Raw genomic sequence first — 25,419 nt, 5'->3', positions numbered from 1 at the left:
ATGGGTTGACTTGCTCCTGCGATTACCGGAAATGTCATGGACAGCGCGCAAGGAATATGTCCAAATATCGGACCTCTCCATAAAGGAATTCCTATCTTGATCCGCGTGATTTCCTTTCTATTCGCACTGATTTTCTGGTTCGTGCCTGCACACGCCGCCGACAACGTCGATATTGAATTAATTCCAGGGAGGTATTTGCCCGGTTCGGACATCGCTTATGCGGGCTTGTCGATCTCGATGAAGGAAGGCTGGCACGTTTACTGGAGGTCGCCGGGGGAGGGTGGCCTTCCTCCGGCTTTCAAGATCACCTCTGCTAAAAATCTATCGGCCATGGATGTAGAATGGCCAATGCCGAGGGAGTACGAAACGAGCGGCGCTGTCAGTTTCGGCTATAGTGGCGATGTTGTCCTGCCATTGAAGCTAAAGCCTACGGCGTTCAACCAACCGATCTTCCTTGACCTCGATCTGACGCTGTACGGCTGCTCCGATGTCTGTGTGCCTTTCCGAAAGCACCTCTCTGTGATGGTGACGCCTGAAGAGAATGCCGTGCTCAGTGATGTGACGGACCGATGGTTGGCCACAGTACCGACGCATAGCGGCCAGTCGCCAATATCGGCGAAGTTGTCTGGGGATGGTTCTGAGATGACTGTCGATCTGTCTTCAACAGCATGGAAGGCCGGGTCAACACCTGTCATCGATCTGGGCCTCGATTTCGCCGCCAGGCTAAAAGGCATCGAAAGCAGGTCACTCTCTCGTTTTGAAGTGCGTAATGTCAACAACAAGACATTGACCGGTAGTGAAAAGGTTCTGTTGATGGTCGAGACGGCCGGTGGACCGGTCAGGAGCTATGCTCTCTCCCTGACTGCGAAATCGGGTGACGGCTATCTTTCTATGAGCCTGCTGATCGCCCTGGCCGCTGGTTTGATCCTTAACGTGATGCCGTGTGTCCTGCCTGTCCTGGCAATCAAGTTGGCGGGCTTCACGAAGGATCATGCCGAAAGACGCCAGAGTTTCCTTTGGACCGGCGTCGGTATCGTGGCGTCGTTTGTCGCACTATCCCTCGGCATTCTTGCGTTGAAGGCGGCCGGTCAGGCAATCGGCTGGGGCATACAGTTTCAAAGTCCGCTCTTCCTGGGTGCGATGGCAATTATCACGATGGCCTTCGCAATTGCCATGCTTGACGGCTTCATGATCCGCCTGCCGTATCGTTTCACCGACCAGCTATTGGCTTTCGGCAAGGGCTCCGGCCGCCTTGCATCCTTCTTCCAGGGGCTTGTCGCCACATTGCTTGCGACGCCGTGTTCCGCGCCTCTTGTCGGAACCGTTGTTGGCTTTGCATTCACTGCCCGTGCCTTCGAGATGGTCGCTATCTTCCTCATGATGGGCGTGGGGATGGCTTTGCCGTACTTCCTGATCTATCTCATTCCTTCAAGCAGGCGTCTGCTCCCGAAGTCAGGCCAGTGGATGGGGAAGCTCAAGGTGTTCCTGGCTCTCGGGCTTGTCGCGACCTCTGGCACACTACTCGCCTATCTTGCCATCACCAGCCTATATGCCGCATTGGCTCTGGCAGCCGTCCTTGGACTTTTCACACTTGTCCTTTTGTCCTCAAAACGTCTCGCAGCGCTCATTGTGACAGTAATGCTGGCCCTCGGGCTCCTGTCCTATCCGTTCGATTACGGCGTCAAGTCGGTGGACTGGCAACCGTTCGAGCCAGCAAAGATTTCAACGGCGGTTTCAGAAGGCAAAACCGTCCTGGTTGATGTGACCGCCGCGTGGTGCATTACGTGTAAGGTCAACGAAACCGTTGCCTTCTCCAACGCGTCCGTCGCCAGACGTCTCGGAGAAGCGGACATTGTGGCAATGCGTGCGGACTGGACCGCAGAAGATGCGGCGATTTCCGATTATCTGAAAAGCTTCGGCCGTTACGGAATTCCTTTCACCGTCGTTTATTCGAAAGAGTATCCGAACGGGAAGGTGCTACCGGAAATCCTCACTCCCGGAACATTGCTTGAAGCTCTGTGATTGTCGTTGTGCAACTCATTTGTCCGTGGTTCAATTTCTTATGTGTCATACGCCTCAAGGAATTGAATCATGGACCTCAGGGAACAAGTTTTCGCTGTTTTAGAGAAAGCTGGCGCTCTCCATGTCGATTTTGACGTCTTGAACGACAATCTACGTGACAAGGCGGTGGCAGATATAGCCTACGCTGCGGCCTTTTTCGCGGCCAATGAAGCCGCAATTGACAACGTGAAATCCTTAAATCTGACGAATGATCCGGAAGACCTGGTCGAGTATCTCAAGGATTTCGCGGATCGACGTTTCGTCGACGAAGCCGCAGATGAAGCAGGTATGGCTCGTTCCTTCTATCATGAACTTCAGATGCTTCTGGCGGGTCTCGAAATTCAAACCGGCCTTCCTTTGACGTCGCCTGAATCTTTTGGGCAGGCCTATGACGCCTATTGGCATACAACGAAATCCATCATCCTGGCTGTTCAGTATCATCGTCAGAGCCGTATTCCTGATCATGCTGAAGAAGACGAGGATTTCTAATGATCCGTCAGCAGACAGCACTCCGCGTTCTCACAGAACTCAATCTGCACGAAGTCTTCTTCCCGAACGAGTCCGAAGCCGAAAGGGAGGAGCACTGCAAGCGCATAATCAAATTCCTTGCTTTCCGTGCAGGTCGGACGGATAGCCAGTTCTGGATTGGCAGGATGGACGGCGAAAAGACCGTTCCCGAGATTCTCGGTGACATCCTCTTTATGTTCAACTTTGAACGACCATACGAGCCTTTCCAGTCTGGACCATATGACCGCGTGTTTACGGATATGGCCATCATCGAAGGCGCAACAGCGCTTGATCTGACGTCTCACTCCAAGCGGGCATATGCGATGATGGTGTACCTTCGCGGGGTCAAAAGCACGATTGAACTGTTCAAGAAACAATATGAAATCAGGAAAGAAGACGAAGCACGGATGCAGATACCATCCTTAGCGCCTGTCGACCTCGTTCCTGTCAATGAACCTGCTGATGAGCCCGAGAACGAGCAGGCAAGCCTCGTTCCTACCCTGTAAGGGCTGTTACAGACCGTGTCCGGTCTGAGCAAATCAAAGTTGCACCTTCGAAGTCCGTCCTGCTGATAGCCGTTCCCTGTTTGCGTTCAAATTCGTAATGGGTGAATGCGCCGACCACACTTGGGTGAACCGTCCTACGACCATGACCGTTGATGAGGTGCCAGAAAGCGGGGTCCGAGACCTTTGCCCATCCAAAATCGGTTGTCGAGGTGAAGGAGGCCTTCGCTTTGACCGCTTCGATGAGGCCCAGAACGACAGTTGCTGCGTAGAAATGCCTCGTATTGAGGAGTTCCAGCACCTGCTGCAGTTCCTTGTTAATCCTTTGGTCCGACTTGGTGATGAAGGCAAGTCTGGCTTCCTGTTCGGTTCCACCGCTCAGGCGTTCCCATAGTTGTTGAATGCCCCTTTTACGGTGGCGATTAAGGCTTTCGAATGACGTCCACGGGCCTTCCAGTTGCTCGACCAATGCGGGAACATCGAGGGGAATGTTTCCTGGAGCAGGTTGAACAAGATCAGTGTTGATGGAATGTGTGGCGAGGTGTGAGAATGCGGGGTCGAAACAAATCTTCATGAGTTCATCCACGTTCTTGCTGTTCTTGTCCTGAAGACTGGGAGGCGATCAGGAGTATATAATCATTCGATAGGTCTTGATTTTTCGGTTCCTTTTTGTCTTTCGCGAGCTTCTTTTCATATTTGTCATCGAGCAAACTGGTGCCGCGCGCGACTGGTCCTGACAATTCGTGGTGCAGAAAGCCGCCCTGCTGAAAGCCCATAGCCTTGTTGAAGCCCGTCAACATGTATCGATAAATGTCGCGCCCAAGCTTTGCGAAATAGTGATGATCGTGCGGACCATCGTTCGGAATCCAGCGCAGATTGTGCACGGGGGCTCCTAAATCCGCATTATATGGGTGCGTAAGCCAGGTTGCCGACATCTGATCCTGATCCACTGCATCGATCTCGGACCTGCTTCTCTTCACCATTGAAGCTGAGAGCTGTCTTATACGATCTCGCTCGCGCTGTGCCTGGTCGTAATTTGGGATGTGCGCCAGGGGAACGAGGTTCACCTGGTAACTGCGCTTGTCGTCGACAAGTCTGACATACCCGCTTTTGCCAACCGTGAACCGATTACCGTGGGTGACGATCATGTCGCCAGCTTCAAATCCCTTGAGGAGTGTCTCAATCCTGTCTTTCGTGTTGCGTTCGGCCCCGGCGATCAGGATTTTGTTGATCTCTTCGATCTTTTTATATTCCTCAGTCCGACTGCCGCTTCCGTAGTTGATCTTGTCGTTGATCGCATTTTTTCGGGTAACATGAAGCATACCCATCTTCGCAAATCGATCATGCATGAAATCCTGGAAAAACCCTGTCACTGTGCGTGCCACGGGGCCGTCTGGATATTCCGATTTCATCAGGACTTTCGTATTGGTATTCGCGAGAATTGCCTTGGTCACCTTGGGATTGGTGAGCATGAGGGAATCGAAGTCCTGGGTGGCGAAAACCAGCCCGAAATCAAGCGAACGCGCTTGCTGGGCCATGTTGTCCATTCCTGAAGTCAGGTACTGCCCGACCTCATCCATTATGAAGAGGAACGGATATCTTGAATTCGATGACCGCGTTCTGATGACGTCGCTCCATTCCCCCTGGACGGGGTTGCGCAGAGCCTGCGCCATCATCGCCTTGACCATCCCGATCATCAGTTTCCCAATGTTCTCGATGTCCGAGGACGACTTTTCGAGAGACGGCAACATGATCGTCAGGATGCGCTGGTTCAGGACGACATCCCGAATATCGATGTCCGGCGTTTCGACATCGAGGATATGGCCGAAGCCTTGTGCAAGAAGTCCAAGAGGCCGCGTCCACTGCATGGTCAGGTAATTGTGCTGTTCGTAGGCCGTGGTAGCTTGTTCCTGCAAATGCATTTTATACCCTGGAAGCAGCTGCAGGTAGGTCAGCATCTGGCTGATGATCGTCGCTGGCACCTCGGGCATGGCTGCCAGGCTGTCATATAGCTTCCTGAAGGCGGCGAGCGGCAAGGCCTCGACGATCCTTGAGACCGTCAGCGGTTGCCCCCTGTTGTTTCGGAGCCAGACCAGTGCCTGGACGACCGTGGTCATCAGCCCGATAGAGCGTTCTCGCCACATATTGTCTTCGGCCCGGGTGGCTGAAATCATGCCAGCCAGAATCTGGGAGAGTTCGTCGGCGGACAGGATCGCGAAGGGATTGCAGGTGTGCGATGTGATGCCTTCGTGTGCTTTAACGTCGGCCATCGAGAAATTCAGGAGTAGGATATCGTCGCTTCGCCCTGTCGCCGTCGCTATGGCATGAAGCTTTGAGAAGAAGGAAATGTCGCCTTTGCCATCCACCACGATTGCTCCAGTTCCCCAAAGCATCGAATTTGTCAGAAGGTTGAGCAGGAATTCCGTTTTCCCAGAGCCCGTCGATCCCGACACGAACATATGCGTCGTGACTTCACTCTTGTTGAGCCATAGCTCGCGATTGTTCCGATCTCTTCCCAGGAACAGGATGGAGTCAGCGCTTCGGGCGAGGAAATCAGTTTTCTTCATTTTTTCCCTCCCTGTGGCTCGCTGGGTCTGTAGGCATATCGGTGAGCGGAAAGGCTGCGGGGACGCTTCCGACGAGCCCTGCAAGCAGGTTTCCGGTTTCGGATGCAAATGGGTCTGCTGAATGAGGGGCGTCAACGCTGTCCCCACCACTGTCGTCACGTAGTTCTCTTGCCAGAGCTTTCTCCATCCGGGCGCGTAGTGTCGCGATGCTTATCAACTCTTCGAAGAATTTTTCTTTGAGATATGTCCAACCTTTGACGCGGCTGGAGTCAAAAGCTAAGGGTATGTAGCGAACACTCCAATCAAAGATTTTCGTTTCGTCCGGAGCCAACAGTTGTCGCGCCGCCTCGATGTCTTCCCAGTCGTCGCTGACAATTTTCTTGTCGTCGCAGATGACCTGGGACAGCATCGCCCCGATTTTTTCTGTCCGAGCTTTGAACTTTTGCCGGAGGATTTCTTCAATCATCTCGGCGTCGTCATCGCTCGTGACGTCGAGCCATATCACGACAGCGGCTGCCAGCTTTTTCCGTTGTTCTTCATCCAGTTGAAGGCCGCTAATTCCAGGAATTTCCTGCTTCTGCAGGCAAGCATCCACGAGCCTGGCGATTTCGTCTGACCACAGTCCCGTGTGAACAAAAGCGGCGACCATTCGGGACATGTTGGCTATTGAAACGGACGTCATTTCGTTTTCGAAGACCATCCTGAACTGCCCCTTGTAACGCAGCGGGTCCTCGTAGACATGGCATTCACGGCATGAAATCCTAACTGCATTGGTGCCAGCCTTCTTCCAGCGAATAAGACCCTGCTCTATGAATTTGCAGGTTTCGCATTCAAGTTGCTTGTCCGAGGGGGCAAGAATTTCCGTTCTGAAATCCGCCATGTCCATATCCAATGTTGGCATCGTTAACAAGGATCGATTTTATCCGGCGATTTGACAACAGAATTTCTTTCCTATTTTACTGAAATCTAGTCAGAGCAAGGAATTCTGGAATGGCAATTGTTATCAATGAGTATCTGGTTCAGGTAGGTGCCAAGAAACTGGCGGAGCGGGCATTTCCCGGCGTTGCCTGGTCGGCGCTGAAACCGGAAGTCCAGAACAGGTTCTGCAATGATTTTCGCGATGCCTTCAACGCGGCGTCGGAAGCACATGATGGCCGCGAAGGTCGTTATCATCTCGACACCGTGGTTTACCAGCGTGGCGATGAATGGGTTCTGGAAACCACAGGCACCATCAACGACACTTACATGAGTATCCGGCGCACAGAGCCGCTTTCGATTCCTGTTGAGGAGGTTCCCGAACTGCCGAGCTACAGGAAGGCGGAAGAGCCCGAAGACGAGCCTGTAGCGGCTCCGGGCCTTTGAGTGCAGGCTGTCCCGTGTCCTGGGACTAAGGACGCTTACACCAAACAAAAAGGGCGACAGTGGTGTCGCCCTTTTTGTTTTCGGATCAGTCTGGACTTAATCCAGCCACTTGTAATCCGTCATCGACAGTTCGATGACGCGGCCGGTTGTCATGAAGACAATCAGGCCTCGGCCAATTCCCTTGGCGTCCAGGTACTTCCGGACCTGATCGATATAATCATTGATGGCCTTCTTTGACGGGTTTACGTCACTCTTCCAGTCGATGACGCTTGCCACGTAGGCGTTGCCATCGGCCCCGGGAGGCAACACTTCGGCCGCATCCATGATGCCGTACATGATCTTGGTCCGACCCTCGACCACCCGGCGCGAGGACGTGCCGAGTTCAGGAATGAGCCTTGGCCGCAGTTCCTTGACGACCGGGATGTTCAGCGTTGTCACCACGCAGCGGGCAAGCTCGTAGGCGCTCAAATCTTCAAGATCACGGAGTTCCCGGGCAACGATCTGTTCGATGAGTTCCTTGGCGCGCGACTGGAGTTCCGGCTGCTGATCGGATGTCTCGCCCGTCAGAACCTCTTCCATCAGCTTGTGAAGGATGACACCGCGTTCCTTGCTGCCGCGAATACCGGCATATGGATCGAGGTCCGGAACGGCGTCCATCAGTTCGTCGATGGAGAGCCTGGAGGTCAGCGCCATCGTCCCCTCATGTTTGGAAGGTGTGACGAAATCGATCAGAGACGTCTGCGCTTCTTCGAGCTGGGCCGTGTTCATGTCGAACCTGGCCTTGTCTTCCAGATTGACCGAGGTTTTTTTTACGCTCCAGTCGGCAGGGATCAGGTGAGCGATATCAATCTTCGGCACGACCTCTGTATCAATGTCGAGGAGTTGCGCCCAGGCTTCGCCCCGCGTTTCCAGATTCTCGATGCGCGGGAGAATGAGCAGGTTCTGCGCACGGGTCATTGCCACATACCAGAGACGGAACCGTTCCATCCGGTTTTCCATATCATTGTGTGCAGCGGCCAGTCCATAATCCGACGGCTTCATGTCGAAGAATGGCATCGACATTGTGCCAGCGGCGCTGTTCTTGATGAGCGGTGGCGGACGCAGGAAGGATGTCATCGTGTTGATCGGGAACACGACCGGCCATTCAAGGCCCTTGGCGCTGTGCATGGTGATGAAGCTGATCGCATCTTCCTGGCCATCGGGACGGCCTTCTGACGTGCGTTCCGCATCTTCCCAGGCGGCACGCATCGCGTCGGAGAAGGCTCGGAAACCACGAACCGAGTAGGACGTCGACATTTCGAGAAATCGGTCGATGTTGGCGAGGCGTCGTTCTGGCGAGGACTTGAAACGGGCTCGGACCTTCGGTCGGATCATGAACAGGTTTACGGCTTCCGACAGAATGTCATGCGGGCTCTTTTTCAGGGCTTCCGCGCGCAGCATCGCAAGTTTGGTAAGGGTGTCGATCAGGACTTCATTGGTCAGGATCGAGGTATCCATGCCGACAGAGAGGAAATTCAGCGAGCCGTTGGCGCGTTCGCCCAGCCGATGTGTCTCATCGAGCAGTTCCTGTTCTGTCAGGCCGATCAATGGACCGCGAAGGAATGCGCCGAGCGCCAGTGTATCGCGCTCATCGGCAATCGTTCGGGTCAGCGCGATCATGTCCTGAATTTCCTGCTGGCGGTACATGCCCTTGCCAGCCTGGGACGCAATCGGAATGCCTGCTTCTTCGAGCGCATTCTCATAGTGATAGAGTTCCGTACCCTGGGGGACGAGGAAAGCGATGTCGCCTGGACGGCAGACATGGTATTCGCCGTTCTTCTGCCGGATCGGATAGTTGCCGATCAGGCTCTTGCACAGGTCTGCGATGGCAGTCGCTTCGGCCTTGCGCCAGTCGGATACGTTCGGCTTGGGCAGCTTGGTGTCGACGTCAAACCAGGTGACCGCCGGAATGTTGAGTTCGGAGCCACTGTTGTGAAACGGTTCCAACCTCTCGAAACCCGGATTTGCAGCAAACTTTTCCGCAAACACCTCGTTTACGTATTCGAGGATCGGGGCCTGCGAACGGAAGTTCACGTTGATCTTCAAGAGCGCATCTGGGTCCGCTTCCTGCAGCCTTGACCGCATCAGCGTATAGGTTCCGACGTCTGCGCCACGGAAACGATAAATTGCCTGCTTCGGGTCTCCGACGAGGAAGAGGCTGCCGGGGCGGGGCCTTGAAACGCCATCAACGACCTCAAAGGTCAGCAGCATCAGGATTTCGGTCTGGATACGGTCGGTATCCTGATATTCGTCGACGAGGATGTGGCGATACCGGTCGCTCAGCGCTTTGCGGACTTCCGGATAGTTCTGAAGCAGGCTCACTGCTGAGCGGAGCAGGTCGTCGAAATCGAGCGCAGCTGCTTCTCGCTTGAACGTCTGATACTGTTCGATCAGCGGAAGAACGGCGTTGCGAAGTTCCTGCACAGCATAGCTCGCGGCGATTTCCCGGAGTGTCAGATAGGCGGTCGCGAAACGGTCATATAGGGCTTCGGCTTCCTGGAAGAGGGTATCGCCCATGCCTTTCGGCGCTGCCTTTGCCCATTTGCCCTTGCAGCGATACTTCTTCACGTCGCCGCCGGTGGCTGTGTAAATCGCGTTGTTGAGGCCGAGCGTCACCATGTTCATCACGGCAACATGCGGGACATCGAACTTGAACGCCGAGACAGCGGCATAGATCGAGCGGGTTGCCGCAACGATATCGACATGCTGCCCATCGACATTTGACCAGAACGGCAGATTATCGTTCCAGTCGAGGAAAGCCTTAGCGGCGTCGAGGTACGGCTTCGTCACCGTCTCATCGAAGATCGCTTCTGACACAGTGATTTCAGCGGGATCGCGCAGGGCGTTGGCAACACTCCGGATTGCCGGAAGAGCGCGGCCTGGATCGTGCATGATCATGGCGGCGATAAGGCTGTCCCGGCCTTTCTCCTCGGTCAGCTCGTCCCGCAGCCATTTTTCGAAGACGTCGTTGAACGCCAGATCGGCATCCGGTCCCGCGATGATGGTTGCACCTGGATCGATGTTGGCTTCAACAGGGTATGGCTTAATCAGTTTCTGGCAGAATCCGTGGATGGTGGAGATCGTCAGCGACCCGATGGCGTGCTGAGCCCGTTGCAGGTTTGCCTTCTGTTCATCGGTGATGACGTCCGTGAAGGCCGTCTGAAGCTCCACACCGATTTTTTGGGGTGCCTGCCATGCAAGGCAAAACTCGATACCTTTGCGGACACGGCCGAGGAGTTCACTGGCAGCGGCTTCCGTGAAGGTGATGGCGGCAATGTTCTTCGGATCAATCCCGTTTGCAAGCATGCAGATGACGCGAGCTGCGAGCACCGACGTCTTGCCGGAGCCAGCGCCTGCCTCGACGATGAACGATGAACCGATTTCGCGCACAGCCCTGTGGCGCTGTTTCATGTCGACAACGGTCATTTTTCACTCCAAAGCTGGACGAGAGCAGGTGTGCGCGTCTCGGATTTAGACAGGCTCTTCGGCAGGTAGGTTGCCCCTGCATTGGCCGGAAGAGCGAACAGGTGCTGGTTGAACGTGTCTTCTGCGCCCTTGCCGGGAACAGCCAGGCCGCTCAAGAGGTAGTTCGCGGCGCTCTGAACGTAGAGGGCCATGTCGGACACGAGGGTATCCATGTCTTCGGCTGCCGCGTATTGGCCGGAAGACAGGTAAAACAATCCGGCTTCGACTTCCTTGACGGTTTCGATCAGCGTTTTGACAGCCGTGTAGTAGATCGGCCTTTGCAGTTCCTCGCCACCCTTCAGCCGGATTGCGTCCAGGTCCTTGGGTGTCTTGCCCGTCTTGTAGTCTACGATCCGCGCGGTTTCCATGTTCCCGCTGAGAGTGAGCCGGTCGAGAATACCCTCGACATGAATGTCGGTACCCTCAATTTTGACCATGCAGTTCGCGAACAGGGGCACGCCATTGCGAATATTCTTCTCTTCGTTGCCGAAGGGGATTTCGCAATGTGTGATCTGACCGGGCAAGGGTTCGAAGTCGAACGTCAGAGCTTGCTCCGCCATCTTCTGCGCGCGTTCGAGTGTCTGGTGCCAGATCAGGTCTGGTGGGATCGGTTGTTCGGTTGCAGTCTTCTGCGCGACGAGGATACGTGCTCGCTTGATGGCGGCAACGAGTTCTGTTCGCGGCGCAGCCTGGAACCCACCTTGCTCTTCAAGGGATTCCACAGCCTGTTGCAGAATCGCATGGAGCAGGTTTCCGAACTGTCGGGCGTCGACGAGCAACGGTTCGTCCTCGTATTCCGGGGCGCGGAAACCAAGGCAATACTGCCAGACGAACGAGATCGGGTCGCGTAGCATTTTGCGAAGCGAGGTTGCCGACTGAACCTTGCTCAAGGTGGCGACAATACGGGGATGGTTCTCACTGACGATACCGTCGTGCTCGGTCCACTCGTCCGAATACCAGTTCGAAATGACGCTGTTTGCGCGTTTGGCGAATGGCAGCGTTGAGAACTCTTCCGGACGGCAGAACAGTCGGTCGCCCTCTGACATGGTGTTTTCGGCAATCCGGGACCGACCGAGTTCAATCGCGTTTTTCAGGACGATTGCTGGTAGCAGGCCACTTGGCTCGCATTTGCGGCCATCGCCATCCCTGCGTGGCCAGGACATCGTGAGATTGCGGGTCGTCGTGCAGATCGTCTTCCAGTCGGCTTCATCCAGCTGATGCAGAGGCATCGGATTGAGTTGGTCTCCGGGGATCACATGATCCGGGATCAGTGCATCTTCAGTATCGAAGCGTGGCCAGGAGTGGGACGTCATCCCGATCAAGCGGACATGGCTGCGAGGGCTGCTGGCAAGGTTTTCGGCGCTCATAAAGCAGGGATGGAGCAGCGGGTTCAGGTCATCCGTTACACGGATAGCCGGAATAGTCTTGTCGAGCGCGTGGGCAGGACCATCACGCAGTGCGCGCTTCCAGATGTCGTGTGCCTTGCCGGAAAGAACGGCTTCACCGATCTCAGCAGCATGTTCCACGCCACCTGTCAGGAGCTTGACAAATGGGAGGATGCGCTCGCGGATCGGCGTTGCTGATTGCTTCTGGAGAGCCGCGACCCACCGTTCGTAGGTCGTGAGCGATGCATCCTGTTTCAGATGGTGTGTCCAGTCTTCCGGGAGCCCGTTGATCAGGTCAGCGCTCTTGCGGCAAAGCTCGATGAGGCGACGAACGCGTTTTTGAGAAATGCCGCGCAGGAGAATGTCTGCCAGCGCCGCACAGGCCTGTCCCTCGGCGGTGTGGATCGAAGACATGCCATGAACGAGATGTATCTTAAGTGAGGCTTCCGCTGCCGCAGACGTGAATATGTCGTCGTAAGCGCTGGTTGAGGTTGTCGCAATCGCGATCTCACTGCCATCGACGCCATCGATCATCAGCTGACGGACCCATCGGATGGCTTCAACCACTTCGTGCCGCGCGTTGGCGCAGGTGACCGCAGCGGCTTCTGGTGTGGTTGGCAGCGATCTGACAACCCTGATCTTGTCCGAAAGCCATGCGGGCGTGTCGCGTGGACCAGCTTCCCAGATCAAAGGCTTTCGTTCCGGCTGGTGCTCGGCGATGGCAAGAATGAGGGATTGCCATACTGGGTGGAGATTGGTCATACCCCTGATCGTGATCTGACCGAAGATGCGCGATGAAAGATGCGCCCGTTTAACCGCAAGGTCACGCAGATCGACCGGTCTTTTCATGTTGGCGGGCATGCGTTCGAGGACGGCTTCTTCAAGCGCGAGGATCGCTTGCATGCGCGGCAGATGCCTGACCGTGTCTGGATCGATACCCGACATCCAGAATTTCATCAGAGACGAGGCAGCGGCTTTTGCCATGCCCGGTAGCGTCTGAATACCGTTCAGTTCTCCCATGTCAACGTCAGGGAGCACTTCAGCGACAAATTCACGTAGCGAGACGATATCGACCATTTCCAGCATGCCGCCTGCAAGGCGAGCTGCCACATGCTCGATGGCCATGACCTGAAGCCCTTCGACTCCTCGCGCTGCTGCGAAGAAGCGTTCGCTTGCCATTGCCAGACGTCCATTTCGGATCGCGGTGCTCTTGATTTCGTTAAGATAGGAGTTATCCGACATGCGTCCGCCAAATTGTTGACTTTTCCACTTCCTATTTAGCTGAAGCGGGATCAATGTAAAGGGCGAATGGGAGTTTCATGCGCGATTATGAAGGAATTCTCTAGTGAGGTTTAAGCGACCAACTGCGCCTGCATTCCCTTCACGATATAATTCGACGGCAAGATTGTCGCGATGCTACGAGTTGCCTTTACGATCACGGCAATAAGGCCGCTTTTCATCCGCTTATAGTATTCGATTTTGGTTTCGTGGATGACGGTCGCCTGATTGAGGTCGTGGTATAGTTTTGTGCGGAAATCCTGCAGGTCCATGTTTTCCTCGATATATGCTACGAGGTCGTTGTCGCTTACGTGTTTCCAGGACGGTTTGGAAAGCATGACCGCTGCTTCGATCCTGATTTCAGTGAAATCCATGTCGAAGCCACGTTCGAGGAAGCGTACCAGCGCGTGCGATGAAATTCGGGTTTTAGCCATCACATAGCCTCCTATGCCGGTACAAAGGAGTTAAATGGTGCGACAAGAAAGTTCCCTCGTAAACCGATTTAAGGAATTTTGCGCAGAAATCCTTTGCTTGCTATTGACGGCGTGCCCATACCAGGTCTGAATTCCACTCCTGTTTATTCTGACGATCGGATTTGTAAAAATGGGACTCCGCTCTTTCTCCGACGAAGGGTTTCCGTCGCTTCTTTCGTTTTTCTCGCCATCCGTTTCTGGCTGGAAACTGCATGTCCCCGATATCGGTGCCAATTCCGGCTTCCCGGGGCCGTTCGACTGGAATGACCACTTTGATGACGATGACGGTGTGCTGATCGTTCCTCAGACGACGTTCCCCGATATCTCTGCCGAGCCTGGCTTCAAGGCGGTCGAAGAAGATACGGGCTCCTTCGCTTTCATCTCGTTTCAGCGTTCGGCCACATGGGAAGAGGGCGTTCTGATCTATCGCATTGCTCTGCCGAAGATCGTCAAGACCAGCAAAGATCGTGAGGTTGGTGTCAACATGGAGCTGTCGGCGGCGCTTGCTGCGGTTTGTCTGCAGATGCAGACCGACTGGCTTTGGTTGATCGAGGAGCTGAAATCTCACCAAAGCGACTGGACAATCCGGACCATCGTCGATGTTTCCTCGTCGGTGCCGGATGAGGTGAAGGAAGCGTTCTATGAGATATCGAACGATGCGGCTTGCCGTTTTTATGACGATAATCCGAGGGTAGGTCAGTTCACCGGCTTTGAGGAACCTCGCCTGGTTATGATCGGAGCATGAGGTTGTTCATGGCTTTGACCCGCGATCAGATGGGCTACCTGGAAAGTTCGGTTGAACTTCGAGCCGGTTCCTGTCTCCGCGAAGCATGACTAAGGGTTGCTGATGCTCCCCTCCCGCCAGAGGCCTCTCCACAGGCGTCAGCTTTGCGACGTCTTCGCCGTAAAGCCCGTTCGGGCATAGTCTGCCCTACGTCTTGATTGATATGTTGCAGTCCAAGGGCCTGAAGCCCGAGGCGGCGCAGGTTCATCGCCGCATTGAGGTCCCGGTCAATGACCAGACCACAGTCGCACCGGAAGGTGCGATTGTGGAGACGCAGCTTGTCGTCTCCTGTTTTTGGGAGGTCGCCATGGGCATTCAAGCTAGCCGGAATCCCCTACACACATGATGACCCGGCCGAGACCTGGATGTTTCCCGACCAGCTGGGTGATGGACAAGAGCGCAACGCCTGATTAAAACCGGATCGAACGCGGCACAGGCTTTGCCGTTATTCCGGGATAGTGCATGTTCGACTTCAAAACAGTGGAAATACCGGCGCGTATGCGTCATTTGCCGAAAGATCGACGGGGTTATCCAATCCCGGTGAACGTGCTGGTCGACAAGACAGGCAAGCCGCATTTCACAATCAATGACGACGAAAAGCGGCAGGTTCACTTGCGCAAGAAGCAGTGCCCTATTTGCGGTGGGGCTTTGCTCCGTGGTCGCTGGACGGTCGGCGGCCCGGCAAGTGCATTCATGGAAGGAGGCGCTTACATCGACCCGCCGATGCATTACGAATGTTATCGATATGCCATGCAGGTTTGTCCCTATCTCGCTCTCCCTTCTTTCACTAAGCGTATCGATGCCGGTACCGTTAAAAGAGAGGACGTCGAAAAACACCGAATTTTCATCGACAACACGGTTCTGGAAGGCCGTCCGCCGTTGTTTGTCGCCGTGATGCACCTGGGAGAGGAGTATCAGACTGACGTTTTCGGCACCATTCATCGATTTAAACCCAAGCGCCCTTATCGCAACATCGAATATTGGCAGGATGGGAAGGAACTACCTGCTGCGGAGGGCAAGGCGCTTGCTGACGCCTATCTTGCGGAAAAGGGACAATCGATGCTGGACACAATCAAGGCTGGTAAGGGTCCAACCATTGTGCCGCTAGCCTCGAAACCGGCCAAGGCACAGGTCGGTTAGTCATAAGCAACAGTATGGTGTTCAATCACCGAAAGCCATCGGAGTTTACGCCATGACAGAAATGACCAAGGTTGCGTTTTATTACGGGTTGAACGCGAAATCCCATATTATCGATCACCTCGTGCAGCCTGAGCCATCACTATCCTGGGTTCCGGCTCTCCTCGATACGCAGCAGCGAAATCTCTACCAGTTAATGGGCCTCGCCAACGTATCGACCGAAGCCTGGCGCGACTATTTGATTACGAAATATGGCTTCGACCCTGCCAAGCCAACGGCTGAAGGTCTATTGAGGGCGGGCGTTGACCAGTCCCGTATCTCGTTCGCCATGGAAACGGCTGCCGAACTGGCCGAGGCCTGGGAAGACCCTGAAAGCAGGCTTTGGAGCCATGACGAGGACTTTCCTGCCAATTTGACGCCCGCTCAAGTCGAAGAAGTGTTGGCTGAAAGTCGTGGGCGCGGTACGCCCGTCATCGTATTCCAGGCTCCAACGGAGGTCGTCGAGAAGGCCCTTGCTGAGGATAATCAGATCACTTTGACTGGTGTGAACGGGATTTATGTCGGCCTGAGCGATCCCATCAACGGTTATGGGTGGTCACCTAGCCATGTGAACGCTGTCACGTTCCGTCCATCCGCTGAAGGACTTGTGGTTCTGGGCGAGCACGCTGTCTTCGAAAACTGTGTCGACGACGCCTATACGGCAGGTGTAGCTTTCGAACCGGGTGTTCCGCTGAGGCTTTCGAGCCGTTCGGAGGAAACTTCTAGCCTCTCGCCACCGCCTGTGCGTGATGAACGCGAGGCGGCTCCATCCATGCGGATGTGACGCATCAGGCGTTGATCAGGATACGGTTGGACTTAATCTTCTCGTGAAGTCGTCTGATATCGGGTTGTTCCCCGAACTTCACTGAGATCGCATCGGCCGTATCCTGCCACTTCATGGCCATATCCTTCCGGCCATGGACGAGCGCCGCTGTGATGAGAGTCTTGGTGGCCTCCATCGCAATAATAGCGATCTTTGCGTTCCAGTTCGACAACGGCTTCTCCATGATCACCGTCAGTCTATGTCCCCAGATTGGCAACTTCGAATAGTCTTTTATGGCGTAGTAGTTGATCATTTTCAGGGCTGTCTGCATCTGCGCCTCGACACACTGCCTGCATTCATACCCCGGCATCCTGTTCATGACCTCGGTCATGTTGAGCGCCCACCGTTCCGCCGCTTCCGGGTGCTCGTTCTCAAGGAAGGTCTCGATAACCGTTGCGATCATCTTGACCTCACTGCGCATGATTTCGACCTGGTTCTGCTCGTGTTGCTTGACGCTGTTGGCCTTCTCGGTCGGCATTGACATCAGGTTCTTTGCCCAACGTTCTACGTCGCCCAATCTGCCGTATTCCCGGTAGCAGGTAATCGCAGCTGATGCCATGGTGGCCCATGTTGGTTCCAGTGCCCGTCTGCTATTGATCGGTATCCGCGCTGCAAGGGACCTGAACTGCTTGGCTGCCTCTTCCATGTCCGTCATCTTGCCCAATGACGCGTTGGTCAGCATGAGTTCCGTTGCCATATGGGCTTCAGCCATCAGCATTTGCGTATCAACGGCTGAGTTGAAGTTTCGATTGACCTGCTTTGCCCGGTCCAGCCATGCTTGGATCAGACCAGGTCTATCGAGCCGAGCGTAAAAGGATGACGCCGACCTCGCGATCTCGAAGAAAATCCGATGCACCGGCACGGATGCTCCGCAAGCCGGATGTTCCATGAATTTCATCACCATTGAGGTGAGCTTTTCCAATTCGGTCTCATTCTTGCGCTGACCAGCATCGTAGATCATGGCAAGGAACAGGTGCATCGTCGATGCGGCGTTGCCGATATTGATGTCATTCAGTGCCTGTTCCAGCTCTTCCTGGCAACGGATGTACAGCGTGTTGCCGAGCGCGTCATCTACCTTCGCTTTGTAACACGTCAAAAGCGAAGCCATCGCCATCCTGCGATATTCGTCCGACTGCCGAAGCTGCGGCAGATTTGCCGAGCGTGTGTGGCCGTAAAACCTCTGGAAGACTTCGCGGGCGTCGTCAGTGAGGCCAAGGTCGGCAAGCTTCTCCTGCAGCTTCGGCACACTCTCCGCATAAAGCCGGAAAAGGTTCTCATTGTCTGGGCTGGAGAACCAAAGCTCCTCGATCCGGCGCGCAGCGATCCTCACGTCGAATGGGTGGTCGCCTTCCAGAGCGCTGGCGATCAGGCGGGCCTCGTGTTCCCGGGCTATCGAGAATTCGGGAGCCATCTGGTTGAACAGGTGGCTCAGTTTTTCCGCAGTCGCCATCCTCTTTGCCGACGGCCATCTGTTTTTCAGAAGGTTTGCGATCCGGGAGCGCAGGGCATGCGGGTTGAGCTTGACGTGCGATGCAATAAGCTGTCGAAGATCGTCGTCGCCCATATTCTGCAGCAGGATGAAGGCAATCTCGTCGGCCATCATGCATGGCTGGATTGCAGGGATAGTCCCGTCCAGGATGCGCACGCGGGTGCCCCGGAAAATCAGGCAGAGCGTCGCCAACGGCTTTCTGCTGACAAGTTCAGGGGGCATCTCGGCGTAGCTCAATGGGCCACAGAAAACGCTCAGTTTCAGCAAATCCAGCGCGTTCATATGTTTTGCGAGCGTGTGAATCTGCTCTGCATGAAAGAGCATATCTGTCGCCGCGTCTTCCACATACAGCAGCGCGCCCGGATTTCCATCGCATTTTTGAAGATCGTCAAGAGAGGCTTTCGGTGATATCGCGGTCAGTGCCTTGTATGGCAGTTTCTGCAGACTGCATTCGTGCAGGAGACGAAATATGATCGTCATGTCCGGATGGTCCAGGTCGAAGGCGGGCGGCTTCGAAAGGCATTGCCCAGCGAGGACGACGATCACCAGCGGTTCCCGTTCAAGCAGCGATCCAACCAGTTGCCAGAGGTGCGAACGCGCGTCCGCGTCATCTATGAATACAAGCGTTTTCCGTCGGAACCTAAAACGCGACAGAACTTCGGGAGTTACGTCTAGTTTGAGGAAGCCAGTATCCCAACCAGCGTTGCGCATCATCCTCATCAGCTCAATGCCGAGACGGGTTTTTCCCATTCCAGGGTTTGCTGAGATTGTAATGTACTTGTTCCTCTCACAGGTCTGAATCTTTCGAAGCAATTCATTCAACAGCCCATCGCGCCCATGAAAAGGGACATGTCCGCTCACCAGATGGATGTGATCATCCTTTCTGCTGAGGTTGTGGTCGTCGAGAATGTGCGGATAGATCGGCCAGAGCTTCCCGATCAAAGGACGGTTTTTGTCTGGAAGAAACGCGAGTGTAAAGGTCGCGATCAGTGCGCAAAACAGAGATATCGTGATGATCAGGCCGTCATTTATGGAGATCGCCGTCGCCTTGTGCCATAGCTTCGGACTCTCCGCCAGCCGCTTGCTGTGGGTCGCTTCACTGATGAGCCGCTTGAAATGTTCGACAATGGATGACGCGTCATCAAGAACTAGGGCTGTCAGGAACAATGACAGTCCGATGATCAGGCCAACGAATATAGATTTGGCAAGCGGTTCGTTCACGCGTCGCAAGTGCCGACCTCATGGCAGGGTGTCGCTGCCCCATATCCTTATGGTCATTCCTCGGCAAGTGCGAATTTGCAACAAGGTTAAGACGTTAGGCGGTTCCGCTCACGCCGTTCACCATGCCGAGGCCGTCGATCCCGCGAACAGGAAGCAGCTTTTCCTTGTCGCTTTGTTCAAACCAGCGATGGAATTCTTCAGAGACATCGACGCCGTCATGGATGATCGAAATGGTTTTCGACCGCTCGACTTCGTCCCATCCAGTGCGTTCCTTCTCCAGACTGCTGAGCACAACCATTCGACCAACTCGTTCAAACACTTGCGTTTTCAAGCTGGCGATGAGGGTCGCGATGATGCAGAAGTTTGCATTGAAGGCTCTGCGGGCACAGAAAAAGTAAGGACTCAGGGCCAAATCGTCGAAAATGTGGATGAATGGGTCGTTGTCGCAAAAGTTCTTGAACAGGTTTTGCCGATTTTCTTCCGTCGCCTGATTGCCCGCGACACTCAAAAGGAATGAGCCCGATGGGATCATTGCTTCGAAACGCTTGATAAATGGCAGATTGCCAAACACGGTACACATCGAATTGCGCGTGAGTGCAACGACGCGATAGCTGAGAGCTGCAAGGTCGGAGGGTTCTCGACGATCTTCGCCGGAAAAGATAATCACTCGGCTCTCGTCCCGGATCACGAAGTTCGGGTTGCAGGCCGGTGCCGGTGGGTTGTTGATGATGTCATTTCTCGGGAAGTTCGTTGTCATCCGAACATTCATGACGTCATCGCGTGGGTGGCTGTTGTTGATCTTCAGGTTCTGCATGGTTGCTCACATGTGATAGTTGTCGCGCGATCCGGGATTGGCGACTTGAGTGTTCATTGGAGGATATCTGAGGCGAGTTCGTTCCTCATGGGCACGAAATTCAGCCGTGACGTCCTGGCCTTCGAAAAAGACGCGGACTCGTTCTGCGCGCTTTGCCGTGTCTCCATACCAATGCTTGAGGAAATGAATTCTGATCTGGCTGAAAGCGTCTTCAATCGTTTCCGTGAGGATTTCGCCAATGAGATCGCATTTTGCCTGCCAGGTTGTTGAGACGATGTCGCTCAAAGCGCATGGAAGCCCTTCAAGAATGGCGATGTCGGCGCTCCGAATGACCGGTGCAATTTGGGCTGCGTCAGAAAAACTAACTTCGAAACGTGCCAGTTGCAGCTGCGCGGCGATATTTAAGTCAGGTTTCCCTACTTCGGCAAAGCACGCTATCCAGCCCGATTTTCGTTGCGTCAGTTCGGCCATAATCGTCGCTGCATTCAAAGACCGGTCGGCTCCGCAGACGAACAGGATGTCCTGTCGGCGGCGAATGTTGGGGAATGGGGACATGAGTGCGTAGCTCTTCAGCTGACAATTCTAGGACAAGATATTAAAGCTAGATTTTAAACAAGGTAAGCGCAAGGAATTATCCGCAGTTTTTGATCGTCTAAAGACACGAATTCCTCGCGCCGACCATCTTTATTCGTCGGCCACGGAAAGGGTGATCTGGCTTTGCACCTCGATCTTTTCTCCCTGGAGAGAGCAGAGCCTGTTAAGGCCATTCGAAGCGACCTTGTGCGCAGGTTCGGAAAAACAGTCCGCAATGAAGTTTAATCGCAAATCCAGCTTTAGAAGCAGGTTCTGCGCCCGTATGGCCTGGATTGAGGCGTTGACGGTTTCCATGGCCACCTGCATCAATGTGGCTGCAACACCGTTTCTGCGTTCCTGCTCAGTAATGTAAAGGCTTTCGATTGAAATCTCGGCTTCAAGCAACGCCTTTCCGGGCTTTTCAGGCTTGATGTGGAACTCCGAACGATAGGCGATGAACCCGGCCCACTGACCGAGGTCGGAATTGTAGGCACCAAGAATTTTCGTGTCCTGATCAGCCGCAGCTTCGTCGACCCAGTCCATAAATGGCCATGTGTCTGAAAACTCGGTTCGAGCCATCAGGTCGTCGATGAGCGCCTGCCTGGTCACCTCATCAGCCACCCATTTGATCGTTACCGATTGAAGAGGTGCCGGGCTGTCGGTCGAAGCGTTCAGAACGTGCATTTCGAGAATTCCTTGTGAGCTTGCGGCAATGGTTCCCTGGTAAATCCCTCTTCGCAAGGAAAAATATCGAAATTTTCGTGAAATTGAGCGTTGACGTGGTTTCTGGACTTTGGTTTCATCGTCCTATGCGCACTCTGCTTGAAATTTTCGCAAGAATTTTCGAGGCCCCACCAAAGGCTGATAGCGTTGTTCGACCTATGAGCCGGTTTGAGCGTCGCCAATGTGAAGCTCTTACGCTTTCTATGCATGCTCAGGCCCGGGCGATCCTCGACGGCCGCGCCCGCAATTTCGGCTGAAATCCAAGAGCGAGACAGGGAAAACAACATGGATTACACAGCTGAACAGCTCGCGGGACTGACCTATCGCGAAATTCCTGCAGGCGGCTACAATGAGCTTCTGCTGTGTGATGGGAACTGCAAAAAGGCTTGGGGTATCAATCACCGGCCGAAGATCGAGTTTTCTGATGTCGACCCCGATGACTATGCGTTCTTGCCCGATTCCGAGCTGGGTGAGGCCCCTGCAGACCCCGGTACATATGAAGGAGGCCACGCCAAGCCTCTCCACAATGCCGGTCCCCATCGCCAAAACAAATGGTGCTTGCGTGAGTGCGAGCGCTCTATATCGCTTGATCCTGGTGAGGAGTTCCGCTTGCCGCATGATTTCTCGAAGCTGGTCTATAACATGCAGGCAAGGCGACTTTTGGAAGAAGGCTGCTGAGGCTCGAAGGAATTCCTTGCACAACCCGGACCAGCCGCTACATAGGGTGCAACACTAGGCGATTGTGCCAGAGGGTTGAGATATGACCGACAACGAAAAGCTCCAAGCACGGGTGGCTTCCATCATCTGCGCTGAAACGTGTGGTCTCACATCAGAATGCAAAAGTCGTGAAGCGGCTGCTGCCCTGTTCGCACAAGGATATCTGTCTGGCGGATTGACGGACGAAGGTCTAAAGGCCGCCATGGCGAAGGCGGCCGAGTTGGACGTGAACGGCAGTGAGGATGATTTCAGGCTTATCCTGGCAGCCGCCTTTGAAGCGCCGGTGATTTAGCAATTTCGTTTCTAACGATTGTTGCCCCATCGCGGCATTTTATTGCCTGTCACGCCCAGATGATGACCGTGACCTCATTGTCGGGTCCAAAATCAGGATAATAGCGCTTCATTCCGAACCGACCTCAATGAATTCCTTTTGCGCGTCTTCGATTCTGCGTCCACCGATATCCATTGTGGCCTGGTCGCCGTCCATTTCGAAATGGATTGGTGGAACCTCAGGCCCCATCGGCGCGCACAGTGCATGAATCCGTTGGCGGCGTTTTGCATATTCGGGCGCATCATTTTCAAACGGAACCAGACGGTTGAGGATTTCCGCCGCAGTCATGGTTCCGCCGCTGATAACGGCCTTACCTAGATTTGCGTCCACATTGACAAGGCGCAGCAGGTCAAACACCTCCTGAGCTTCACGGAGGCAGCTGTATGCGGTCACGGTCAGGCCCATGTTGTTGAGCCGTAGACCGCCGTAGATCGCATTCTTGAACCGGGTAAACAGGGAGAGTTTCGCCATAACCTGTACTGGCTCATGCGAGATGATCAAGCGGAGATTTGTTTTTGTCGTCACGAGTTCGGCCGCTGAAAATCGCTTGTCAAAATGTGCGAGAGGTCTGGACGCGTCCAGTTCGCTGGCAGCTTCGAGCGCATTCGAAAGCTTTTTCAGGTCTTCCAGATCAACGCCACGGTTAAGCTCCATCTCATGTCCGATGGAGTAGGTCCTGTGATCGTGTTGTGGCAGATCATCGTTGTGTTCAGGGGCCATTGGCATCGAACTCCGGTCACTGGCGATTGATCAGAAGGTTTTTGACGGTTTTGAAAGTCAATCGACCGAGGGCAAACGCTAACGAAGCGGCCACCATTGTGGTGACGATTTTGAGAGTGGTTGCCGACCAGAATTCAGCGTTTTGAATTTCATTCTCAAAAATGAAGAGGACCAGGACAACTGGACACAGGTCCAATGCGGTGAAGGAAAAGCGGGCGGGCTGCTTGGTTTGATCCGTCATGAGTTCGATCCAAAGGAATTCTGATAAATATGAGGAGTTACAAACTCGCGCTTTGTCAACTGGTTTAATTCGCAGGAATTCCTTACTGGAAGATTTTGCCGCGCTTCAATATTGTTGACATTTATTTGAGTTCCGTGCTTTATTGACTGCAACCAGTTAAGCCCATCGGGAAATGCACATGACTGACCGTAACGAACTCGACATCTCTCAAACCGCTGAACGCTTTGATAGCGGTGAGCGGATGGCCGTTGACAAGATCGAGATCGGGCAGTGGTATTGGGTCAAAGAAACGGTCAGGTTCGATTCCGACAATCGCAAAAAGGGCGATACCTACGAGTGGTTTGGCTGTGTCATGGACATCGGGTCCAACTACGTGGAAATCCAGTCGCCGCATTCCAAGAATGGCCATAGTTCCAGGCGCGTACATTTTGATGAGTTTGAGGATCAGCTTCGGTACGAACCTGATGCGAACGCTGTCATCGACGGTAAGAAGGCTCACTACACACATCGCATCGCCGTCTTGAATGGCGAAATCCAAGAGTTGACCGCCCGCCTGGGTGTCGCACCATCGAAGATGGTCACGGACAAACTGCAGGAAGGCACCACCGCACTTGTGGCGGTGAGCAGTCAGGTTGATGTGTCTGGCTACAAGCTTGCGCTTATCGAAGCGCAGAAAACAACGCTGCCAGCCTTGTTCGAAGAAATGAAGGCCGCCCATGTCGAGCTTGCCCGCTGGCTCGGCGCGCCGATGATGGCAATGCAAGCAGCCATGAAGCTGTCGGAAGGTTCTCACGACATCATAAAGGATCGGCTCTATACGCTTGAACTGTATGCCGGTCTTACCGAGGAAGCGATCCAGGTGCGCGAAGGTGCGCCAGCCTCCAAGGATGAGAAGCTGCGGGTAATGCAGCGTCGATTCTACATGGACGAGGAGTGCCTGGTTGCCTATGAAGCAGGGGGCATGGATATCCGCGACATCAAACAATTTGACGAATGGCTGTCACGCGAGGAGAATTTCAAGCGGATTTTGCCGTTCGACCGCTGCGTGGTGGCTTTTCGGGTGCGTCGGGACGACAAAGATCGCGAAACAGCTACCCTGATGCAGGCGTTCGTCAATGTGATGCTTAAGGATGCTGATAAGTCCACGTTCCTCTATGTTCGGAATGGTGAGCAAATTTGGCGTGTGAATTGCGCCTTTGATTTTGGTGAGAAGATCATCCCTGATGCTACCGAGTTCGACCCCAGTCAGCCGATGATGGTCAAGATGTTCGGCTCGTTAAGGGTGGACAAGATCATTCCGCTTTCGGCTTGGGAAGACATGCGTGAACGGTCGCAGGCGATCCAGAAGCAGATCGAGGAACAGAACGTCCAGAAGAAGCTCCATCCTGAAAAGAAGGATTGGCCCTATCTTTACGATAACTATTCCGACTGGCGAGAGTACGGGCCTTTCGATCCTTCGAACGTTCACTATGATGAAGCTCTGTCTGAGATCGGCAAACGGATCAAGGATTACAACCGTGTCGCTGTGATCATTCAGGGCTTGTTCGACCGGTCGATGGTGCTGCACCCGCACAATCCTGTTAAGGTTCATCAGCCCGACAGCTTCGCTGCCAGCATCGAGTTGATCTATGACGCAACGACGCTGACCTACGGAGACAAGCCTGACTTTGAGGCGTATCGGAAACGCTTGAACCGTCGAATGACGGACAAGTCGGTTGTTGTGGGCCAAGACGACTTCTGGCAGCGAGCAGAGGCGGAAAAAGAGAACAAGCGCCAGGAAAATGATCACAGGTCATCTCGCCTGTCCCATTACACGCGTTTCAAGCCATATGGGAACCCAGGCCCGGGTCTCGTTGCCCAGATGGCAGAATGGAAGCCGAGAGCCGGGAAGGCTGTCTTCCGCTGGGAGCGCAAGCGGCAGAGGGATCGGTATCTGGGCCCTGTTTCGTGCACAATCACGGTGCCGGTGGAAGAGCTTTTGAACGTGTCCGCCTATAAGCCCGGCGACTTCAAGCAGTTTTTCGATGACCCGCGCACCAGGCGTGAATACCTCAGGTGGGCTCCCCTGATGCTGGCTGCTGAAGACTATCACGCTGGAAAGCGGCCTTTGAGCAGCAAGGATACGTCCGACTTCGATTGAGCGGCTATCTGATTGATGACGCTAGGG

22 protein-coding genes are annotated in these 25,419 nt (G+C 54.3%); 10 read left to right on the top strand and 12 right to left on the bottom strand.

From position 1 onward, the window contains the following. Positions 1–105 precede the first annotated feature (105 nt). The 3 genes from FFR93_RS05090 to FFR93_RS05080 all read left to right on the top strand — a co-directional run bounded on the left by FFR93_RS05090 (position 106) and on the right by FFR93_RS05080 (position 3,074). Entirely contained in the window at positions 106–2,022 is a 1,917-nt protein-coding gene (locus FFR93_RS05090) for a protein-disulfide reductase DsbD domain-containing protein (RefSeq protein ID WP_246661285.1), read from the top strand. A 69-nt stretch (positions 2,023–2,091) separates the two neighbouring features. Beyond that, positions 2,092–2,550, top strand: coding sequence for a hypothetical protein (locus FFR93_RS05085; RefSeq protein ID WP_138392289.1), 459 nt, complete (start codon positions 2,092–2,094; stop codon positions 2,548–2,550). After that, positions 2,550–3,074, top strand: a complete 525-nt coding sequence (locus FFR93_RS05080) for a hypothetical protein (protein ID WP_138392288.1) — start codon at positions 2,550–2,552, stop codon at positions 3,072–3,074. The genes FFR93_RS05085 and FFR93_RS05080 overlap by 1 nt, the downstream gene beginning before the upstream one ends. On the opposite strand, the gene FFR93_RS05075 is transcribed toward FFR93_RS05080, so the two are convergent. Genes FFR93_RS05075 through FFR93_RS05065 form a run of 3 tightly spaced genes read right to left on the bottom strand, consistent with a single transcriptional unit; the run spans position 3,064 to position 6,518 of the window. After that, complete coding sequence (locus tag FFR93_RS05075) at positions 3,064–3,645, bottom strand: hypothetical protein (protein ID WP_138392287.1); 582 nt, start codon at positions 3,643–3,645, stop codon at positions 3,064–3,066. The two genes, FFR93_RS05080 and FFR93_RS05075, sit on opposite strands and share 11 nt — an antisense overlap. A gap of 4 nt (positions 3,646–3,649) precedes the next feature. Then, a complete protein-coding gene (locus FFR93_RS05070) occupies positions 3,650–5,638 on the bottom strand; it encodes a type IV secretion system DNA-binding domain-containing protein (RefSeq protein WP_138392286.1) in 1,989 nt (662 codons plus the stop codon). Further along, positions 5,625–6,518, bottom strand: coding sequence for a hypothetical protein (locus FFR93_RS05065; RefSeq protein WP_138392285.1), 894 nt, complete (start codon positions 6,516–6,518; stop codon positions 5,625–5,627). The genes FFR93_RS05070 and FFR93_RS05065 overlap by 14 nt, the downstream gene beginning before the upstream one ends. A gap of 110 nt (positions 6,519–6,628) precedes the next feature. On the opposite strand from FFR93_RS05065, the gene FFR93_RS05060 reads away from it, so the two are divergent. After that, positions 6,629–7,000, top strand: a complete 372-nt coding sequence (locus FFR93_RS05060) for a hypothetical protein (protein WP_138392284.1) — start codon at positions 6,629–6,631, stop codon at positions 6,998–7,000. A gap of 96 nt (positions 7,001–7,096) precedes the next feature. Here FFR93_RS05060 and FFR93_RS05055 read toward each other — a convergent pair whose 3' ends face one another. From FFR93_RS05055 to FFR93_RS05045, 3 genes are all read right to left on the bottom strand, one after another. After that, entirely contained in the window at positions 7,097–10,465 is a 3,369-nt protein-coding gene (locus tag FFR93_RS05055; RefSeq protein WP_138392283.1) for a UvrD-helicase domain-containing protein, read from the bottom strand. Beyond that, the gene (locus tag FFR93_RS05050; protein WP_138392282.1) at positions 10,462–13,131 is read right to left on the bottom strand and encodes a PD-(D/E)XK nuclease family protein; all 2,670 of its coding nucleotides are present in this window, start codon (positions 13,129–13,131) and stop codon (positions 10,462–10,464) included. The genes FFR93_RS05055 and FFR93_RS05050 overlap by 4 nt, the downstream gene beginning before the upstream one ends. A 110-nt stretch (positions 13,132–13,241) precedes the next feature. Next, on the bottom strand, positions 13,242–13,601 hold the full coding sequence (locus FFR93_RS05045) for a hypothetical protein (RefSeq protein WP_138392281.1): 360 nt from the start codon (positions 13,599–13,601) through the stop codon (positions 13,242–13,244). Between the two features lie 169 nt (positions 13,602–13,770). Here FFR93_RS05045 and FFR93_RS05040 point away from each other — a divergent pair, with 169 nt between their 5' ends. From FFR93_RS05040 to FFR93_RS05025, 3 genes are all read left to right on the top strand, one after another. Then, positions 13,771–14,385, top strand: a complete 615-nt coding sequence (locus FFR93_RS05040; protein WP_138392280.1) for a hypothetical protein — start codon at positions 13,771–13,773, stop codon at positions 14,383–14,385. A gap of 501 nt (positions 14,386–14,886) precedes the next feature. Next, a complete protein-coding gene (locus tag FFR93_RS05030; RefSeq protein WP_138392279.1) occupies positions 14,887–15,564 on the top strand; it encodes a hypothetical protein in 678 nt (225 codons plus the stop codon). 52 nt (positions 15,565–15,616) lie between these two features. Beyond that, positions 15,617–16,384 (top strand): hypothetical protein, encoded by a 768-nt coding sequence (locus FFR93_RS05025; protein ID WP_138392278.1) that lies wholly within the window; start codon positions 15,617–15,619, stop codon positions 16,382–16,384. A gap of 4 nt (positions 16,385–16,388) precedes the next feature. On the opposite strand, the gene FFR93_RS05020 is transcribed toward FFR93_RS05025, so the two are convergent. From FFR93_RS05020 to FFR93_RS05005, 4 genes are all read right to left on the bottom strand, one after another. Continuing rightward, a complete protein-coding gene (locus tag FFR93_RS05020; RefSeq protein ID WP_138392277.1) occupies positions 16,389–19,142 on the bottom strand; it encodes a hypothetical protein in 2,754 nt (917 codons plus the stop codon). Positions 19,143–19,227: 85 nt separating this feature from the next. Beyond that, positions 19,228–19,947, bottom strand: coding sequence for a hypothetical protein (locus FFR93_RS05015; RefSeq protein WP_138392276.1), 720 nt, complete (start codon positions 19,945–19,947; stop codon positions 19,228–19,230). A 6-nt stretch (positions 19,948–19,953) separates the two neighbouring features. Beyond that, positions 19,954–20,502, bottom strand: coding sequence for a hypothetical protein (locus FFR93_RS05010; RefSeq protein ID WP_138392275.1), 549 nt, complete (start codon positions 20,500–20,502; stop codon positions 19,954–19,956). Between the two features lie 129 nt (positions 20,503–20,631). Next, positions 20,632–21,141, bottom strand: coding sequence for a GNAT family N-acetyltransferase (locus FFR93_RS05005; RefSeq protein ID WP_138392274.1), 510 nt, complete (start codon positions 21,139–21,141; stop codon positions 20,632–20,634). Between the two features lie 387 nt (positions 21,142–21,528). Between FFR93_RS05005 and FFR93_RS05000 the strand changes: the two genes are divergently transcribed. Beyond that, positions 21,529–21,921, top strand: coding sequence for a hypothetical protein (locus FFR93_RS05000; RefSeq protein ID WP_205910727.1), 393 nt, complete (start codon positions 21,529–21,531; stop codon positions 21,919–21,921). An 82-nt stretch (positions 21,922–22,003) separates the two neighbouring features. Beyond that, positions 22,004–22,252: a hypothetical protein gene (locus tag FFR93_RS04995; protein WP_138392273.1), complete on the top strand. Its 249-nt coding sequence runs from the start codon at positions 22,004–22,006 to the stop codon at positions 22,250–22,252. Positions 22,253–22,360: 108 nt separating this feature from the next. Here FFR93_RS04995 and FFR93_RS04990 read toward each other — a convergent pair whose 3' ends face one another. Both FFR93_RS04990 and FFR93_RS04985 read right to left on the bottom strand, forming a co-directional pair. Further along, positions 22,361–23,011: a hypothetical protein gene (locus FFR93_RS04990; protein ID WP_138392272.1), complete on the bottom strand. Its 651-nt coding sequence runs from the start codon at positions 23,009–23,011 to the stop codon at positions 22,361–22,363. Between the two features lie 16 nt (positions 23,012–23,027). Continuing rightward, positions 23,028–23,252 carry a hypothetical protein gene (locus FFR93_RS04985; protein WP_138392271.1) on the bottom strand — a complete coding sequence of 75 codons (225 nt, stop codon included), beginning with the start codon at positions 23,250–23,252 and terminating at the stop codon, positions 23,028–23,030. Positions 23,253–23,430: 178 nt separating this feature from the next. Between FFR93_RS04985 and FFR93_RS04980 the strand changes: the two genes are divergently transcribed. Then, positions 23,431–25,392 (top strand): hypothetical protein, encoded by a 1,962-nt coding sequence (locus tag FFR93_RS04980; RefSeq protein ID WP_138392270.1) that lies wholly within the window; start codon positions 23,431–23,433, stop codon positions 25,390–25,392. Positions 25,393–25,419: the final 27 nt, after the last annotated feature.

The organism is Rhizobium sp. MHM7A (assembly GCF_005862215.1).
In the GTDB taxonomy this organism is placed as follows: domain Bacteria; phylum Pseudomonadota; class Alphaproteobacteria; order Rhizobiales; family Rhizobiaceae; genus Rhizobium; species Rhizobium bangladeshense.
This window is presented reverse-complemented; position numbering and strand designations above follow the sequence as displayed.